20 protein-coding genes are annotated in these 16447 nt (G+C 28.7%); 9 read left to right on the top strand and 11 right to left on the bottom strand.

Going from position 1 to position 16447, the window contains the following annotated elements:
• Window position 1: 1 nt before the first annotated feature.
• The 7 genes from hisF to ABXT66_RS10990 are packed head-to-tail and all read right to left on the bottom strand — an operon-like array spanning window position 2 to window position 4490.
• The gene (hisF, locus tag ABXT66_RS11020) at window positions 2-775 is read right to left on the bottom strand and encodes an imidazole glycerol phosphate synthase subunit HisF (RefSeq protein ID WP_443643563.1); all 774 of its coding nucleotides are present in this window, start codon (window positions 773-775) and stop codon (window positions 2-4) included.
• A complete protein-coding gene (gene hisA, locus ABXT66_RS11015; RefSeq protein ID WP_443643562.1) occupies window positions 776-1528 on the bottom strand; it encodes a 1-(5-phosphoribosyl)-5-[(5-phosphoribosylamino)methylideneamino]imidazole-4-carboxamide isomerase in 753 nt (250 codons plus the stop codon).
• Window positions 1525-2076 carry a GNAT family N-acetyltransferase gene (locus ABXT66_RS11010; RefSeq protein ID WP_443643561.1) on the bottom strand — a complete coding sequence of 184 codons (552 nt, stop codon included), beginning with the start codon at window positions 2074-2076 and terminating at the stop codon, window positions 1525-1527. The genes hisA and ABXT66_RS11010 overlap by 4 nt, the downstream gene beginning before the upstream one ends.
• A gap of 19 nt (window positions 2077-2095) precedes the next feature.
• On the bottom strand, window positions 2096-2755 hold the full coding sequence (gene hisH / locus ABXT66_RS11005) for an imidazole glycerol phosphate synthase subunit HisH (protein ID WP_443643560.1): 660 nt from the start codon (window positions 2753-2755) through the stop codon (window positions 2096-2098).
• Between the two features lies 1 nt (window position 2756).
• Complete coding sequence (gene hisB / locus ABXT66_RS11000; RefSeq protein ID WP_443643559.1) at window positions 2757-3374, bottom strand: imidazoleglycerol-phosphate dehydratase HisB; 618 nt, start codon at window positions 3372-3374, stop codon at window positions 2757-2759.
• Window positions 3375-3395: 21 nt separating this feature from the next.
• Entirely contained in the window at window positions 3396-3854 is a 459-nt protein-coding gene (locus tag ABXT66_RS10995) for a Smr/MutS family protein (protein WP_443643558.1), read from the bottom strand.
• A 3-nt stretch (window positions 3855-3857) separates the two neighbouring features.
• Window positions 3858-4490 (bottom strand): Tim44/TimA family putative adaptor protein, encoded by a 633-nt coding sequence (locus tag ABXT66_RS10990; protein ID WP_443643557.1) that lies wholly within the window; start codon window positions 4488-4490, stop codon window positions 3858-3860.
• Between the two features lie 122 nt (window positions 4491-4612).
• Here ABXT66_RS10990 and ABXT66_RS10985 point away from each other — a divergent pair, with 122 nt between their 5' ends.
• The gene (locus ABXT66_RS10985; RefSeq protein ID WP_443643556.1) at window positions 4613-5038 is read left to right on the top strand and encodes a protein-export chaperone SecB; all 426 of its coding nucleotides are present in this window, start codon (window positions 4613-4615) and stop codon (window positions 5036-5038) included.
• Here ABXT66_RS10985 and dnaQ read toward each other — a convergent pair.
• Together dnaQ and coaE are read right to left on the bottom strand one after the other, a co-directional pair.
• Window positions 5035-5742, bottom strand: a complete 708-nt coding sequence (gene dnaQ, locus ABXT66_RS10980) for a DNA polymerase III subunit epsilon (protein WP_443643555.1) — start codon at window positions 5740-5742, stop codon at window positions 5035-5037. The two genes, ABXT66_RS10985 and dnaQ, sit on opposite strands and share 4 nt — an antisense overlap.
• Window positions 5739-6356 carry a dephospho-CoA kinase gene (gene coaE / locus ABXT66_RS10975; protein ID WP_443643554.1) on the bottom strand — a complete coding sequence of 206 codons (618 nt, stop codon included), beginning with the start codon at window positions 6354-6356 and terminating at the stop codon, window positions 5739-5741. Before coaE ends, dnaQ begins: the two co-directional genes overlap by 4 nt.
• A gap of 284 nt (window positions 6357-6640) precedes the next feature.
• On the opposite strand from coaE, the gene hemE reads away from it, so the two are divergent.
• From hemE to ABXT66_RS10935, 8 genes are read left to right on the top strand one after another with little or no spacing between them, the layout of a single operon-like run.
• Entirely contained in the window at window positions 6641-7669 is a 1029-nt protein-coding gene (gene hemE, locus ABXT66_RS10970) for a uroporphyrinogen decarboxylase (protein WP_443643553.1), read from the top strand.
• Between the two features lie 8 nt (window positions 7670-7677).
• Window positions 7678-8115 carry a protoporphyrinogen oxidase HemJ gene (gene hemJ, locus ABXT66_RS10965; RefSeq protein ID WP_443643552.1) on the top strand — a complete coding sequence of 146 codons (438 nt, stop codon included), beginning with the start codon at window positions 7678-7680 and terminating at the stop codon, window positions 8113-8115.
• Between the two features lie 28 nt (window positions 8116-8143).
• The gene (gene rho, locus ABXT66_RS10960) at window positions 8144-9403 is read left to right on the top strand and encodes a transcription termination factor Rho (protein ID WP_443643551.1); all 1260 of its coding nucleotides are present in this window, start codon (window positions 8144-8146) and stop codon (window positions 9401-9403) included.
• Between the two features lie 46 nt (window positions 9404-9449).
• Entirely contained in the window at window positions 9450-10748 is a 1299-nt protein-coding gene (gene mnmE / locus ABXT66_RS10955) for a tRNA uridine-5-carboxymethylaminomethyl(34) synthesis GTPase MnmE (RefSeq protein ID WP_443643550.1), read from the top strand.
• Between the two features lie 16 nt (window positions 10749-10764).
• Window positions 10765-12639, top strand: a complete 1875-nt coding sequence (gene mnmG / locus ABXT66_RS10950) for a tRNA uridine-5-carboxymethylaminomethyl(34) synthesis enzyme MnmG (RefSeq protein ID WP_443643549.1) — start codon at window positions 10765-10767, stop codon at window positions 12637-12639.
• Window positions 12629-13282, top strand: coding sequence for a 16S rRNA (guanine(527)-N(7))-methyltransferase RsmG (gene rsmG / locus ABXT66_RS10945; RefSeq protein ID WP_443643548.1), 654 nt, complete (start codon window positions 12629-12631; stop codon window positions 13280-13282). Before mnmG ends, rsmG begins: the two co-directional genes overlap by 11 nt.
• A complete protein-coding gene (locus ABXT66_RS10940) occupies window positions 13272-14054 on the top strand; it encodes a ParA family protein (RefSeq protein ID WP_443643547.1) in 783 nt (260 codons plus the stop codon). The genes rsmG and ABXT66_RS10940 overlap by 11 nt, the downstream gene beginning before the upstream one ends.
• On the top strand, window positions 14054-14938 hold the full coding sequence (locus ABXT66_RS10935) for a ParB/RepB/Spo0J family partition protein (RefSeq protein WP_443643546.1): 885 nt from the start codon (window positions 14054-14056) through the stop codon (window positions 14936-14938). Before ABXT66_RS10940 ends, ABXT66_RS10935 begins: the two co-directional genes overlap by 1 nt.
• On the opposite strand, the gene holA is transcribed toward ABXT66_RS10935, so the two are convergent.
• Both holA and ABXT66_RS10925 read right to left on the bottom strand, forming a co-directional pair.
• On the bottom strand, window positions 14928-15968 hold the full coding sequence (holA, locus tag ABXT66_RS10930; RefSeq protein ID WP_443643545.1) for a DNA polymerase III subunit delta: 1041 nt from the start codon (window positions 15966-15968) through the stop codon (window positions 14928-14930). The genes ABXT66_RS10935 and holA overlap by 11 nt on opposite strands.
• Window positions 15965-16447: a hypothetical protein gene (locus ABXT66_RS10925; protein WP_443643544.1), complete on the bottom strand. Its 483-nt coding sequence runs from the start codon at window positions 16445-16447 to the stop codon at window positions 15965-15967. Before ABXT66_RS10925 ends, holA begins: the two co-directional genes overlap by 4 nt.

The following is a 16447-nucleotide window of genomic DNA, read 5'->3' as shown; positions in this document are numbered from 1 at the left end:
TTTATTTTTCACAATCTCTAATTTGAATACCACTTTTTTCCATTTCTTTTTTTACAGAAGGAATTGAAAAAATTCCAAAGTGAAATATCGAAGCTGCTAAAACAGCAGAGGCGCCTGCATGTAAAACAACATCAACCATATCTTGGGGATTACCTGCTCCCCCAGAAGCTATAACTGGTACAGAAACATTATCTGATACTAACTTTGTCAATTCTAAATTATATCCTTTTTTAGTTCCATCAGCGCTCATTGAAGTTAATAGGATTTCTCCAGCACCATTTTCAACACCTTTCTGGGCCCATGACAAGACATCAATATCTGTTTTATTTTTTCCACCATGGGTAGTTACCTCGTAACCACTTAACATATTTTTATTATCAATGGCGTCAATGGCAAGGACAACACACTGATTACCAAATTTATCTGATGCTTGTTTTATCAAATCTGGATTATAAACAGCCGATGAATTAACTGAAACCTTATCAGCTCCACAATTTAATAAATTTCTAAAATCACTAATATCATTTACTCCTCCGCCAACTGTCAAAGGAACAAAACACGATTCAGCAGTTTTTGAAATAACATCCAACATTGCTTTTCTTTTTTCATTAGTTGCAGAAATATCTAAGAAACAAATTTCATCAGCACCGACTTTGCTGTAAAGTTTTGCCTGTTCTGCTGGATCACCTGCATCTTGCAAATCTACAAAATTTATTCCTTTAACTGTTCTTCCATCATGAACATCTAAACACGCAATAACTCTTGTTGAAAGCATTTATGTATCCACTCTTAAAGATTTGATTGCATCACCAAAGGTAAATTTTTTATCATATAGAGCTCTTCCAATAACCACACCTTCAATACCGTTTGTAACTTGCTTGCTTAAATCGATAATATCTTTAATAGAAGAAACACCTCCAGAAGCTATCACTGGATGTGGAATAGATTTTGAAAAACTTATTGTTTGATCTAAACTTACACCTTGTAAGCTACCATCTCTAGATATGTCTGTGTAAATTATAGAGTTAATTATGTTTGGATTAAATTCTCTTATTAAATCAACAGCTTTAACCCTCGATTGATTTTTCCATCCATGTGAAGCAATCATACCATCTCTTACATCGGCGCCTATTACTATTTTCTTGTAATAATTTTTATTTAATTTTTCTATAAAATGTGGGTTTTCAAGAGCAAGAGTTCCTAAAATAACTCTATTTACTCCGTTTTCTAACCAAAAATCTATATTTTCAAGGTTTCTAATACCCCCTCCTACTTGAACATGAACTTTGTTCTGTAAAAGATTTAACATTTTTTGAATTATAGATTTATTTACATTCTTACCTTCAACAGCGCCATCAAGGTCAACAATATGAAGCCACTCTGCACCTTGATCAACAAACCATATGGCCTGATCAAGAGGATTTTCATGATAAACTGTCTCTCTTTCCATATCTCCGAATAAAAGTCTAACGCATTTTCCATTTTTTATATCAATGGCTGGATATAAAGTGAATTTCCTGTATTTCATTTTTCTAATTCTTTATAATAATAGTGACCCGCAATATACTCACCATTTACAAATACTGATTTGGGATTAGAACCAGTTTTGACAAAACCTGCTTGTTCATACAATTGTATAGCTCGATGCTGTGTTTCTCTAACTTCTAAAGTTATGACTTTAAACCCATCTTTTTTTGCTTTTTCTTCTGCTTTTTCAAATACTGCTTTAGCCAAACCAAAACCTCGTGCCCATGATGCAAAGAAAAAAGTACTTAAAATACAAGAATGTGCTTGAGCTTCATTATTTTTAGTTGGTTTAATTAATTGTACAGATCCTGCTACAACACTATCTAATTTTCCAATTATAAGAGTTCTTTCAGGTATTAATAATACACCTTTCCAATAATTTTGTAGTGTTTTTAATGCAGGAGGAGATATCCAACCAAAGCCTCCTCCAGCTAAAATGGCTTCTTCTGTAGCGTCACAAAGTTCTTGTAAATCAACTTTGTTTAAGCTCGTACAAAGTTCAGCTTTAACATTATATTTTTTTTTCACATTTTCTATTATCTTAACCATGTTATGTCTCACAATTAATTTATGGTTTCCACATTAACCAGTTTGATATAAGTTTTTGGCCTGAAAAACTACTTTTTTCTGGATGAAATTGAACACCTACATAATTATCCTTAGCTATAACTGCTGGAATTTTATGATTATAGTTAGTATTAGCATATACTCTATTTTTTTCTTTAATTTTAAAATAATAAGAGTGCACAAAATAGAATTGTTCTTTTTCTGTTATGTTCTTTAAAATAGGATGTCTTTCTTCACTTATTTCTAAGTTGTTCCATCCCATATGAGGAATTTTATAATTTCTTCCCAAATAATCTGTACCGTTATTATTTATTTTTTCTATATTACCTTTAAACCAACCAAAACCATCAGTGTTTACTTTTTCCAAACTATACTCGGCCATAAGTTGCATGCCTACACATATACCTAAGAAAAGCTTATTTTTTATAATAACCTCATCAAATAAAACATCTATTAAACCTTGGATTTTTTGGAGCCCTTCTTTACAATCTGGGAAAGAACCAACACCAGGTAGTACCAATAAATCGGAATTCTTAATTGACTTTAATTCACTTGTAACTTCAACACTAAAGTTTAAATTATTTTCTAATATAGAATTTTTAAAAGCATTTTCTACAGATTTTAAATTTCCAGACCCGTAGTCAATTATAATTAGTTTCATTTTAATTGCTCCCAAATAATGTACCTTTGGTAGAAGGAATATTATTGGAGTTTTGAGGATCAATTTTTATAGCCTCTCTTAAAGAAATGGCTAGTGATTTAAAACAAGATTCTAAAATATGATGGGTGTTTGTTCCATATAAATTTTCAACATGCAATGTAAATCCAGCAGCTTGGGAAAGTGATTGAAAAAACTCCCTAAATATTTCAGTTTCAATTTTTTTTATTGTTATACCAGGCAAAAAAACATTCCAGATTAACCAAGGTCGTCCTGATACGTCTATACAACATCTAGTAAGGCATTCATCCATTGGCAAATAATTAAAACTATAACGTTTAATACCTCTTTTATTTCCTAAAGCATCATTGATAGCTTTGCCTAAAGCCCAACCAATATCCTCCATAGTATGGTGAGCGTCTATTTGTAAGTCACCTATACATTTTAATTGGATATCTATTAAACTATGTTTAGATAATTGTTCCAGCATATGATCAAAGAATGGAAGTCCAGTATCTATAAAATTTTTACCATCACCATCCAAATTGACTTTTACTTCAATGTTAGTCTCATTAGTTTTTCTTTTAATTAAAGCAATACGATTTTCATTGAATTTTGTCATACTTATATCCAAAACTTATAGTTAAAATTTGTATTTGTTTCTAATTCTTAATAATAAGGCTCCCGAACCACCATTATTATTTGGAGCTTTTTCAAAACTTATTAAATAATTTTTTATCTTTTTTTCTTCTAACCATTCAGGTACTTCTTTTTTCAAGACGCCTTGGTTATTTAAACCTTTACCAGTTATAACTAAAATATTTCTAAGGTTATTTTCATAGGATTTTAAAATATAACTTTCTAAATTTTGTTTTCCCATTTTAAGACTATAACCATGAAGATCTATCACTCCATCAGGTTTGATTTTACCTTTTTTAAATAATTTATAAGAATTAGCGATATTATTTTTTTTAATAGAATTTTTATCTTTTATTTTGACTTCTTTTTTTAAATCATCTTTCTTAAGATTTAGAGTGAAATGTTCAAAGTTATCAATATAATCTTGCCATGCTTTTTTATCATTCTTTGATATAAAAACCATTATTCAAAGGCTTTTTGTTTCAATAAGAGACCAATTAGGATTCTCGTTTTTAATTTTTCTTTCAAATACCCATTCATCTTTGACAATTATTTCTTTTTCTTGATCACCTTCAATCAATTTATCATTTTTATCCATTAGTGATATGATCTGTCTAGATTCAAATATAACATTTATTTTAATTAACGTTTTTGTAATTTTATGGGATAATATTTCATTCTTATCTATTGATTTAAGGTCAATAATTAATGTTTCTTCTTCCTTGTTTCTATCATCAATTGCATTTTTAAAACTTTCTAACACAGATGGTTTTATGAAATTTTGAACTTTCTCTAAGTTATCATTAGTAAAACTTTCTAAAACCATTTTGAAAAATGTTCTTGATCCAGATAAAAATTCGTCTGCATTGAATGACGGATCAATTTCTTTAATTTTATCTAAATCATTACTTATTAAATTATATTTTTCGTTTTTTTCAACTGTTTTAAGTGGTATTATATTAGAACTATTATTATCTTTTTTAGCGCCAGACGAATCATATCCTGTCTTGGTACCTAAAATATTTTTAAGTCTGAATATTAAAAAAACTGCTATAACCCCAAAGATTAAAATATCTAAATAAGGAAGACTATTTTGCATATTAAATTTTCCACCACTGTTAAATTGATTAAATCAACATTATACAAAAAAAATTAAAAATTAATATGTATTATTGTCAATTTAAGTTATAAAAATTAATTTTTAGTTAAAATGAGAACCACATGAATAAAATAATAAATGACGAAACGAATAAATTAATTATATTAAATCAATACATTAAAGATTTATCTTACGAAAATTTTCAAAAAAATGGAACTCATAACTTTAATGCTAAAGAAAATAATACTAATATTGAAATTAACGTTATACATGAACCTTATGGGGAGGTTAATTTCGGAGTAACCATTAAGATAAGTATTAATTGTAAATCTAAAAAAGAAAAAAATACAATATTTCATTTAGAATTAGATTATTATGGACTTTTTAAGGCAGAAAACACAAACCTTGTTGACAAGCATAAGTTAGCATCAGAGGGGGCAAGAATTATTTTTCCTTTCGCCAGATCTATAATAGCGAGTGTAACTCAGAATGGCGGATTTATGCCCATAATTTTGGATAATGTTAATTTCAACTTAATTAAAAGTTAACTTTTCAGAGTTTCCCAAATACTTTTCGGTATTTGTTTTATACTTTCTATATGTAATTTATTATCATTAATGTTAATGTTAACCCTTTTGGCTGGAATAATTGGTTTATTATTATAAAAACTTATTAAGTCAAATAGTTCATTGTTATCTTCTTTAATGGACTCATTATTATTTAAAAAGTTTAGTCTTGTTTGTTTTCCACCAATTAACTCAAGATATACAAGTGACAATAACTTCGCATCTTTAAGTGCACCATGTATAGTTCTGTTTGAAATATCTATGTTAAATTTACGACATAAAGCATCTAAACTGACTGATTGACCTATGTACTTTTTTTTTGCTAGTAATAAAGTGTCTATAACTAGATTTTCATCAATATCTGACATATCACAATTTTTTAGTTCTGAATTAATAAACCCTAGATCAAAAGGGGCATTATGTATTATAATTTTACTGTTTGATATGAATTCTAAAAAATCCTCAGCAATTTCATGGAATAAGGGTTTATCAGATAAAAACTCTTGTGTTAACCCGTGTACCTTTTCTGCTTTTGGATCAGATTTTTTTTGGGGATTGATATAAGAATGAAAATATTTGCCAGTTTGGATATGATTTTCTAATTCAATTACACCAATTTCAACAATTCTATCTCCATTACTACAGTCTAAACCTGTTGTTTCTGTATCTAAAACTATTTCTCTCATGTTTTTAGAACCTTTTCTTTAAAAAAAATTTTAGATAACAAAAAAGTTAATAAAATAAAGACTAATATCTTCCCATAACTTGTGTTTATTATATATGGTTTTTGTTCTTTTTTCAATTCGTCAGACCATTGATTTTCTTTTATTGATATAAATTTCTCCATAGTCATATTTTTTCTTTTTAAAACTCTTTTCGCTTGATTTGCCTCTGAAGTAAAAGCTAAAAAAATATAATTGCATATTTTATTTAGACCAGTTTCGTACAATAACGGAACATCCATACCAACAATTTTGTTTTTAAATTCATATTTTTTTAAAAACATCTTTCTTTTTTTATTTACTAAAGGATGAATTATTTTTTCTAACTTTTCTTTACACTTAGTATCATTGAAAATTATTTCACTTAATTTTCCCTTATTAATAACTTCATTACTATCAATTATATCAATTACTTCAGGCCAATTTTTCTTAATTTTTTTTAGTACCAAAGAATTAGTTTCAATCAATAATTTTACAACCAAATCAGAGTCATGAATAGGTATATCAAAAAATTTTAACATGGATGCAATGGTAGATTTTCCCATTCCAATTGATCCAGTTATACCTATAATAATCATTATATGCCTTTTTTTTAATTGTTGATAATATGTTAATATAATTATAATTATTATCTTTATTGAAATATAATTGTAAATGAACAAAAATATTAATAATTTAAAAACATCTTAATAAATATATAAATAGAATTATTTACTTGTGGATATTTTATTTTTTTACATACAACTAACACTTAGTTAAATGATAACTTGTTGATAAACACATAATAAAGTATTTATCCACAGAAAATCTGTATACAACAATAACAATTAATTTTACTTAAAATAATTAAAAGATAAAAATTGTGAATAAAATAAATAATTTATTTAAAAATAAAAAAAATCAACAAATACCTATTTGGTTTTTGAGACAAGCTGGTAGACATATTCCTGAATATTATTCTATTAGATCAAGAGCAAAAAACTTTATAGATTTCTGTTTAAATGAAGAACTTATTGTAGAAAGTACAAAACTCCCTTTAAAATATTATAACTTAGATGCGGCTATAGTTTTCTCTGATATTTTAATGATACCCTGGGCAATGAACAGAAATGTAAAATTTACTAAAAACGTTGGTCCGACTATGGATCCAATGTTACCTGATGAAAGCAAAATTATCAAAAATATTAATATTCCGTTATTATTAAAACCTTTAGAAAATTCAATAAAGACTTTAAGAAGAGATCTACCATCATCAGTTTGTTTAATAGGCTTTTCAGGTGCACCTTGGACTTTAGCTTGTTATATGATTGAAGGCCAAAGTAGCAAAGATTTTATTAATACTAGAAAGGCAATTTGGGGTTCTAATATATGGTTTCGAGAACTTATTGAAACTCTAGTAATATACATTACAGACAAATTGGAAATACAAGCAAAAGCTGGTGCGGATGTATTAATGATTTTTGATTCTTGGTCTCACATGATACCTAATAACTTTTTTAAAGATTTTGCTATTGATCCAATAGCGAAAATAATTAGTCTATTAAGATCCAGAAATATTAATATCCCTGTTATTGGTTTTCCTTTTAAATCTGGAGGATCTCTAATTAAGTACTCATATGAAAGTAATGTTGATTGTGTTGCATTGGATTGGACTGTAAATTTATCTTGGGTATTAGAAAGCATAAATCCATCAATCGCTATACAAGGTAATCTCGATCCAGCATCTCTTATTCCGAAGCATAATCCGTTTCTCCGAGAGAATGTTGAAAGTATATTGAAAAAAATGAAAGACAGAAAGTTTATTTTTAATGTTGGCCATGGTCTTACACCTGAATGTAGAATAGACAGTGTTAAACAAGTCATTGAAATTATTAAAGAATTCGAAATATAGGTTAAAATTTGTATTATGATATAATAAAAACATTACACTTAGTTTCAGTTATTTCATGGATGGTAGGATTATTATATTTACCTCGTTTGTTCGTGTATCATCACGATACTAAATGTGAAAGTCAAACGGACAAGACTTTCTTAATTATGGAGTACAGACTTTTAAAAATTATTATGAAACCTGCAATGGTTTTAACATATATTTTTGGATTTTTATTAGTTTATGACAATAGTTATATAGTAAGCGAGGTTTATTTTATATTAAAGCTAATTTTTGTCGTTTTTCTTAGTATTTTTCATTTCTATTTATCTATTCTTTACAAAAACTTTAAAAAAGGTTATAGATTTAAATCTTCAAATTTTTATAGAAAAATAAATGAAGTACCCACTGTCTTAATGATTTTAATTATTTCTTTAGTTATAATTAAACCAAACTTCCAATTATAATTCAAAATTTCCCACAAAAGAGAAAAAGATGCACTTAAAAGAATTAAAAGCAAAAAATCCAGCTGATTTACTTGATTATGCTGAAAGTTTAGAAATAGAAAATGCAAGTACATTACGTAAGCAAGATATGATGTTTGCTTGTTTAAAAAGACTCGCAGAAAATGATATAGGTATTTATGGGAATGGTGTTCTTGAGGTTTTATCTGATGGCTTTGGTTTTTTGAGATCACCAGAGTCTAATTATTTGGCTGGCCCTGATGATATATATATATCGCCAAGTCAAATAAGAAAATTCAGTTTAAGAACTGGCGACACAGTAGAAGGAAAAATACGAGCTCCAAAAGACGGGGAAAGATACTTTGCTTTATTAAAAGTTGAAACAATAAATTTTGAAGATCCAGAAGCTGTAAGACATAGAATAAATTTTGATAATTTAACACCTCTTTATCCACAATCTAAAATTAACTTTGAAACTGAATTTGATCCAGAAAATAAAGATATCACTACCAGAGTAGTAGAAATGGTTGCGCCTATGGGAAAAGGTCAACGTGGATTAATAGTAGCGCCTCCTAGAACAGGTAAAACCATGATGCTACAGTCTATAGCTCAGTCTATTTCAAAGAATCATCCAGAAATATATTTAATTGTTTTATTAATTGATGAACGACCAGAAGAAGTAACAGATATGCAAAGGTCTGTTGATGGGGAAGTAATCAGTTCAACTTTTGATGAACCTGCATCTCGTCACGTTCAGGTTACAGACATGGTTATAGAAAAAGCTAAACGCTTGGTTGAGCATAAAAGAGATGTAGTTATACTCTTAGATTCTATTACAAGGCTAGCAAGAGCGTACAACACAGTTATACCATCAAGTGGAAAAGTTTTAACTGGCGGCGTTGACGCAAACGCTTTACAAAGACCTAAAAGATTTTTTGGAGCAGCTAGAAACATTGAAGATGGAGGCTCTCTTACTATTATTGCCACCGCCTTAGTAGAAACAGGATCTCGAATGGATGAAGTAATATTTGAGGAATTCAAGGGTACAGGTAACAGCGAAGTTATCCTGGATAGAAAACTCTCTGACAAAAGGACTTTTCCTGCGATAGATGTGACAAAATCAGGAACAAGAAAAGAAGAGCTTTTAGTAGAGAAAGATACTTTATCTAGAATGTGGGTTCTCAGAAGAATATTGATGCAAATGGGTCCAGTCGACGCCATGGACTTTCTAGCTGACAAACTCAAACAGAGTAAATCCAATGAAGACTTCTTTAGGGCAATGAATAAATAAAAAAATGTTTCACGTGAAACAAATTTAACCGTTAAAGCATAATAATTTGGATACTATATTTTCATCTGCTTCTAACTTTCAAAAAAGCGCTTTAAAAATTATTAGAATATCAGGTGAACATGCTAACATTGTCCCCTTAATTTTCTCGTTTAAGCCAACACAGCCAAGATTAGCGTCTTTAAGAAAATTACATGATCATAATAATCAAATAATTGATAATGCTCTAGTTATATTTTTTCCAGGCCCACATACTGCTACTGGTGAAAACATAATAGAGTTACATCTACACGGCAGCTTAGTGATAGAAAAGAAGATTTTTCAAATGTTAGGTAAGCAGAAAAATTTTCGTATTGCTAAACCTGGAGAGTATACTAAGCGAGCTTTTCTCAATGGAATTATTGACTTGACACAAGCAGAAGGCCTTAATGATTTAATTAATGCAGAAACAGAAAACCAATTTAAGATATCTATGTCTCAGTTTGAAGGTGCTTTATCAGATAAAGTTAATTCTTGGAGAGCTAATATTGTATTTTTATTATCAAAATTAGAAGCATTAATCGATTTTTCAGACGAAGATCTCCCCGTTGACCTTGAAAAATTATTTGCTAAAAACGTTATTGATTTACTGACAGATATGAAACTATCAATCAAATCTAGTTCATTTGGGGAAAGATTAAGAAATGGTTTTGTAATTACTCTAATTGGACGGCCTAATGTAGGAAAAAGCTCGTTAATTAATTTCTTATCAGATAGAAAAGTCGCGATAGTAACTAAAGAACCTGGCACAACAAGAGATATCTTAGAAGTATTACTTGATTTTGAGGGATATCCAATTATTCTTAATGATACTGCCGGTATAAGATCAACAAAGTCAGAGATAGAAAAAATAGGTATAAAAATTGCAATTGATAAAGCAGATAAATCAGATTTAATCTTAATTTTATCAGACAGTGAAAATTTTGATTTCACTGAAATAAAAAAGTCTTCAAGAAAAATTTTAATTCATACGAAGTCAGATTTAGGTAAACTAAATAAAAAAAACGTACATGAAATTTCTATAAAAGAAAACACAGGTATTGATCAATTAATAAAAGTTATTGTAAAACATTTAAAATCATTGGAGCCTAAAGAAAACGCATTACTTACAAGAGAGAGGCACGTTCAAGCTGTTAAAAGAGCCTCTGATGCGCTAAAAAGAGCTTCCTTAACGAACTTAAAGATTAATCCTGAATTGGCAGCGGAAGACTTGAGAGTTGCAGCTACGGCTATTGGTTCCATAACTAATAATATTGACGTCGAAGAAATTTTAGACGATATATTTAGTAGTTTTTGTATTGGTAAATAAGAAATAAAGGTTAAGAATGAAGAGTTTTGACGTAATTGTTATTGGAGGTGGGCATGCTGGCATTGAGGCAGCTGCAGCATCTTCTAGAATGGGTTCAAAAACTGCTCTAATAACAATGAATATTGAAACAATTGGTGAAATGTCATGTAATCCAGCTATAGGTGGATTAGGTAAGGGCCACTTAGTAAGAGAAATAGATGCTTTAGATGGACTAATGGCAAAAGCGATAGATAGTTCAGGAATTCAATTTCGGATGCTTAACCGATCAAGGGGTCCGGCTGTTCACGGTCCAAGATCACAAGCAGATAGGAAACTTTATAAAAAGGCTATAAGTTTACTATTAAAACAACAACAAAATTTATTAATAATTGAGGGAACAATTAAAGACCTAAAAATTTCTAATAAGGAAATTCAAGGTGTTGTGCTTCAAAATGATGAAGTTTACCTCTGTAAGTCTGTTGTTTTAACAACAGGAACATTTTTAGGAGGAATAATACATATAGGAAATGAAAAAATATCTGCAGGCAGAATTGGTGATAAATCTTCAGAAATTCTTGCTAAAAAAATAAGACAATTAGGTTTGCCTATTGGAAGACTGAAAACAGGTACGCCGCCAAGATTAGAAAAATCAAGTATTGATTGGAAAAAAGTTGAAATGCAATCAGCTGACCCAATTCCAGTCCCATTTTCTTTTTTGAATAGTGAGATAAAGGTTAAACAAATTGAATGTGGTATTACAAGAACTAACATAAATACACATAAAATAATATCTGATAATATTAATCTGTCTCCAGTGTATTCAGGCTCGATTGAGGGCTCCGGTCCTAGATATTGTCCAAGTATAGAAGATAAAGTAAATAGGTTTAATAACAAGGATTCACATCAAGTTTTTTTAGAGCCCGAAGGTTTAGATAGCTCTTTAGTGTATCCAAATGGTATTTCTACAAGCTTACCCAAACATGTTCAGGATAATTTTGTTAAAACCATAGTTGGTTTAGAAAACGTTAAAATTAGTCAATATGGTTATGCCATAGAATATGATTATATGGATCCTCGAGCTTTAAACAGCTCTCTTGAAGTTAAGGAAATTAAAGGTTTGTTTTTTGCAGGGCAAATAAACGGAACTACTGGATATGAAGAAGCGGCTGCTCAAGGTTTAATTGCTGGAATTAATGCGTCGATAAAACTAAACAATAACCCTAAGTGGTTTTTGTTAGACAGATCTGAAGCTTATATTGGCGTTATGATTGATGATTTAATAACAAGGGGAGCCCCAGAACCATATAGGATGTTTACGTCAAGAGCCGAGTTTAGATTATTATTAAGATCTGACAATGCTGATCAACGGTTGACCGAAAAAGGAATTAAGTTTGGTGTTGTTGGAAATAAAAGAAAAGCTCTTTGGAATATAAAAAATAATGAGCTTAAACATGCAAATGAAATTTTGGATAAATTGACAGCAAAACCAAGTGAGTTAAAGAAATATGATTTGCCATTTACTAGAACTGGACAATCTCGTAAGCCAAAAGATATTTTATCATCTGGTGAATATCATATTAAAGACCTATTTTCTTTGTGGCCTGATTTGAAGAAAATATCTAATAATTTGCACTCTCAATTGGAAACGGACTGTAGATACAATGTCTATTTGAAAAGACAACAAGAAGATATTAATGCATATCAAAAGGAAAATAACATTAACATACCTTTAAATGTTGATTTCAATAAAGTAAAAGGCCTATCAAATGAAGCCAGGGATATTTTAAACAACGTAAAACCTAATACAATTGCGCAAGCAGCCAAACTTCCAGGGTTTAACCCTACGTCTACTTTATTACTTTTGAGATATTTAAAAAAACAACCGAAAGAAAAAAATTTCAGTGAAAATTAATTCTTATGAAAGTTTTTGTTCGCATTTATATGTTTCACGTGAAACATATGAAAAATTTGAAATATATCACGAAACGTTGTTTAAATGGCAAAATTCAATAAATTTAATTAGCAACTCTACTCTTGATAATATATGGGTTAGACATTTTCTTGATTCAGGTCAGTTATTTCGTTTTACCAAAAATATAAGTGGAAATATATTAGATTTTGGTTCAGGTGCAGGTTTTCCTGGTTTGATACTAGCCATGATGGGCAATAATAACATAAATATCGTAGAATCAGATCAAAAAAAGTGTACTTTTATTCGTGAAGTAGCAATGCTATCAGAAACTAATATTAAAATTTTTAATTGTCGGATTGAAGATTTAAGCTTTTTAAAACCTAATCTAATAATGGCAAGAGCTTTGGCGCCTCTTAATAAGTTAATTAAATATGTAGAAAACTATATGGAAAAAAGACCATCTAATCTGAACCATTTCCCTAACCTATTGTTTTTAAAGGGTAAATCATATAAAAATGAGCTTTTAGAGATTAGTAAAATAAGAAATATAGATTATAAAATATATCAGTCTATTACTGATGAATTAGGTAAAATTGTGTATATAAGTAAAGTAAATGTGTTAAGTATTACAGATGAAAAATAAATTAAATAAAACTATAGCAGTTGCTAACCAAAAAGGCGGTGTAGGCAAAACTACATCTGTAATTAATTTAGCCACTGCTCTAGCAGCATGTGATAGACGTACACTAATTATTGACTCCGACCCTCAAGGAAACGCCAGCACAGGTTTTGGAATTAAATATAATGAAAGAGATATCGATCTATATTCAGTTATTTGTGGAAAAAATAATATAGTAGATTCAATAAAATCTACCATGATACCAAAACTTGATATTATTCCTACTTCACCAAATTTATCCGCTCTTGAACAGGAGCTTGTAAACGTTGAAGATAGAGAATATCTCATTAACAATCTAATTAAAAAAATTAAGGGTGAATATGATTACATATTTATAGATTGTCCACCATCATTAGGTCTGATAACTTTAAACGCTTTATGTGCTGTGAATAGTTTAATAATACCACTTCAAACGGAATATTATGCTTTAGAAGGATTAACGCAATTAATAAACACATTTGATTCTGTTAAAAATAATTTTAATAAAGATATAACTTTGCAAGGCATACTTTTAACTATGTATGACAAAAGAAACAAAATTTCTGAAATGGTTTCTAAGGATGTAAAAAGTCATTTTAATAATAAAGTTTTTAAAACTGTTATTCCAAGAAATGTAAGAGTATCAGAAGCTCCAAGTTATGGCCAACCTGTTCTTATGTATGATATATCTTGCCCTGGTTCACAAGCATATGCTTCTTTAGCAGGCGAAATTATAAATCAAGAGAAAGACTTATAATGAAAAAAAATAAAAATTCTAAGAATACTGGATTAGGAAGCGGGTTATCAAGCCTATTAGGTAACGAATTTGAAAAAAAAGCAATTTTTTCAGATAGCAGTGTTAATGATAAATTTAAAATGGTGCCTGTCGAATTTATAGAGCCAGGACCTTGGCAACCAAGAAAAACTTTTGATAAATCTGAAATAGAATCATTAGCAAAATCAATAAAAAAACAGGGTGTTATTCAGCCTATAATATTGAAATCTAAGGAAAATAAGAAAAATGAGTTTTTCATCATTGCTGGAGAAAGAAGATGGAGAGCATCTCAGCTAGCTAAAATACATGAAATACCTTCAATTATTAGAGATGACGTAGAAGATGAAAAGATAGCAGAATTATCTTTAGTAGAAAACATACAACGATCTGAGCTAAATCCAATTGAAGAGGCAGAAGGTTATCAATCCTTAATTAATAAATATAATTATAAACAGGACGATGTTGCACAAGCCGTTGGAAAATCACGATCACATATAGCCAATATAACTAGACTATTATCTTTATCCGAGTTAGCTAAAAACTGTTTGATACAGAATAAATTGACCATAGGGCAAATAAGACCACTAATAGGCCATAGTGATTGCGATCACTTATTAGATATAATAGTGAAAAATAAATTAACATCGAGGCAAGTTGAAAAACTTGTAAAACAAGGTCAGGTAAAATTTTTGAAACCTAAACTTCAAAAAGAAATAGATATAGTAAACTTAGAAAAAGAATTATTAGAAATTACGGGTATAAAGGTAAATATTAACTATGACGCTAACAAAAATGCAGGAAGCATAAGTTTAGATTGTAAAAATTTATCTGAATTTAATTATATCATAAAAAAAATCAAGTCCTAGCAGAATTCTTAGCCATCAATGCCGTTGATAATATAAATTGAGAAACTAATATTTTGTCTGGATAGATGCTGGATTTACATTTTAATTCAATCTCGATCAATCTTTTAAAAATAAGATTAATTTTTTTTAAACTCCATAATCTACATTGAGCAGTTAATAATGGCCGGTCTTTAAAAAAAATAGGGGGTCTTGCATTGTTTATGGTTTCTGAGAGATTTGATCCATTTTCAACTTTTAAGAGAATTTTTTCTATTATCTTAAAATGTTTTATGAATAATCTAATTATGTTAATGGCTGAAGAAGAATTTTCATAAATTTTATCTAAATAAAATAATGATTCTCTAATTTTTCCACTCGTGCATAATTGTATAATTTTATTAAAATTTAAATCTATATTATCAGTAATGAGCGTTAAGATTGATTCTTCAGTTATATTTTCGTTATCTATTAAAAAACTCTCTAATTTTTTAAGTTCTGTTAAATTAATTAAAGTATCAGGGTTAAACTTTGTACTTAAAATGGAGATAAATTCGGTAGAAAAATTGAACTTATACTTATTAAATAATCTAGATATATCTATTTTTATATTATTAGAATTTTCTTCATAACAAGGTACTAAAAATCCATAATCTACATTTTCAATAAATTTAACTAGGTCATTTTTGGAACCTAAATTATTGGCTTTAATTAAAAGTAAATAATCATTATTATTTTCTTTTATTGTATTCAAAATAATATTTTCTATGGTTTTATTAATTGTTATATATGTAAGATCTAATAAGACAATTCTTTTATCTTTTCCCATACTAAATGTTGAAATACTGTCATTTAATATAGTAGGGTTTTCTTTAAAATCATTTCCATCTACTTTAGAAACACTAAATGGATCATTCAAATCAATTGATAAAACATCAATAGTTTTGTTGTAAAGTAAATTAACTAGGCCAAAGTTTGGTCCGTGCAATAAAACTATTTTATATGAATTATTATTTTTTAGAGAGGTTAAAAAATTATCTGACTTAATTTTCAATTTAATTTTTTCATAATTAGCTTAATTTTTAAATATAACTTTTTTGCTGAACTAAGAATAAGTCTTTCTTTGATATGTTGTAGACTAACATCATTAGTGTATAGAGAGCTAGATGAAGAACTTAGTGCAGGAAAAGTAACAACGGAACCTGATCTTAAAGTTTTTCCTGATTTTGAATCAATAAGAGAATATTGAACAGTGCCTTTTGTAGATTGAAGAACATTCAAACCACTTACAGACAATGTTTCATTTGATGTAAATGATATATCAGATTTTAGAATAAAGTTAGTATCTTTTTTAGGTTGATTATTAAATAATCTATCCAAATGCTTCTTAAGCAACATATTATATTTATTATTTGGAGTTTCTATGTTTATATTATGAGTATATTTTAGATTTGTTGATTGATATTTAGAAAATTGACATCCACTTAATATTAACAAAAAACATATAAATACTTTTATTTTAACAAAAAACAT

The organism is Candidatus Levibacter sp. Uisw_134_01, assembly GCF_047717795.1.
GTDB lineage: Bacteria > Pseudomonadota > Alphaproteobacteria > Puniceispirillales > Marisalimonadaceae > Marisalimonas.
This window is presented reverse-complemented; position numbering and strand designations above follow the sequence as displayed.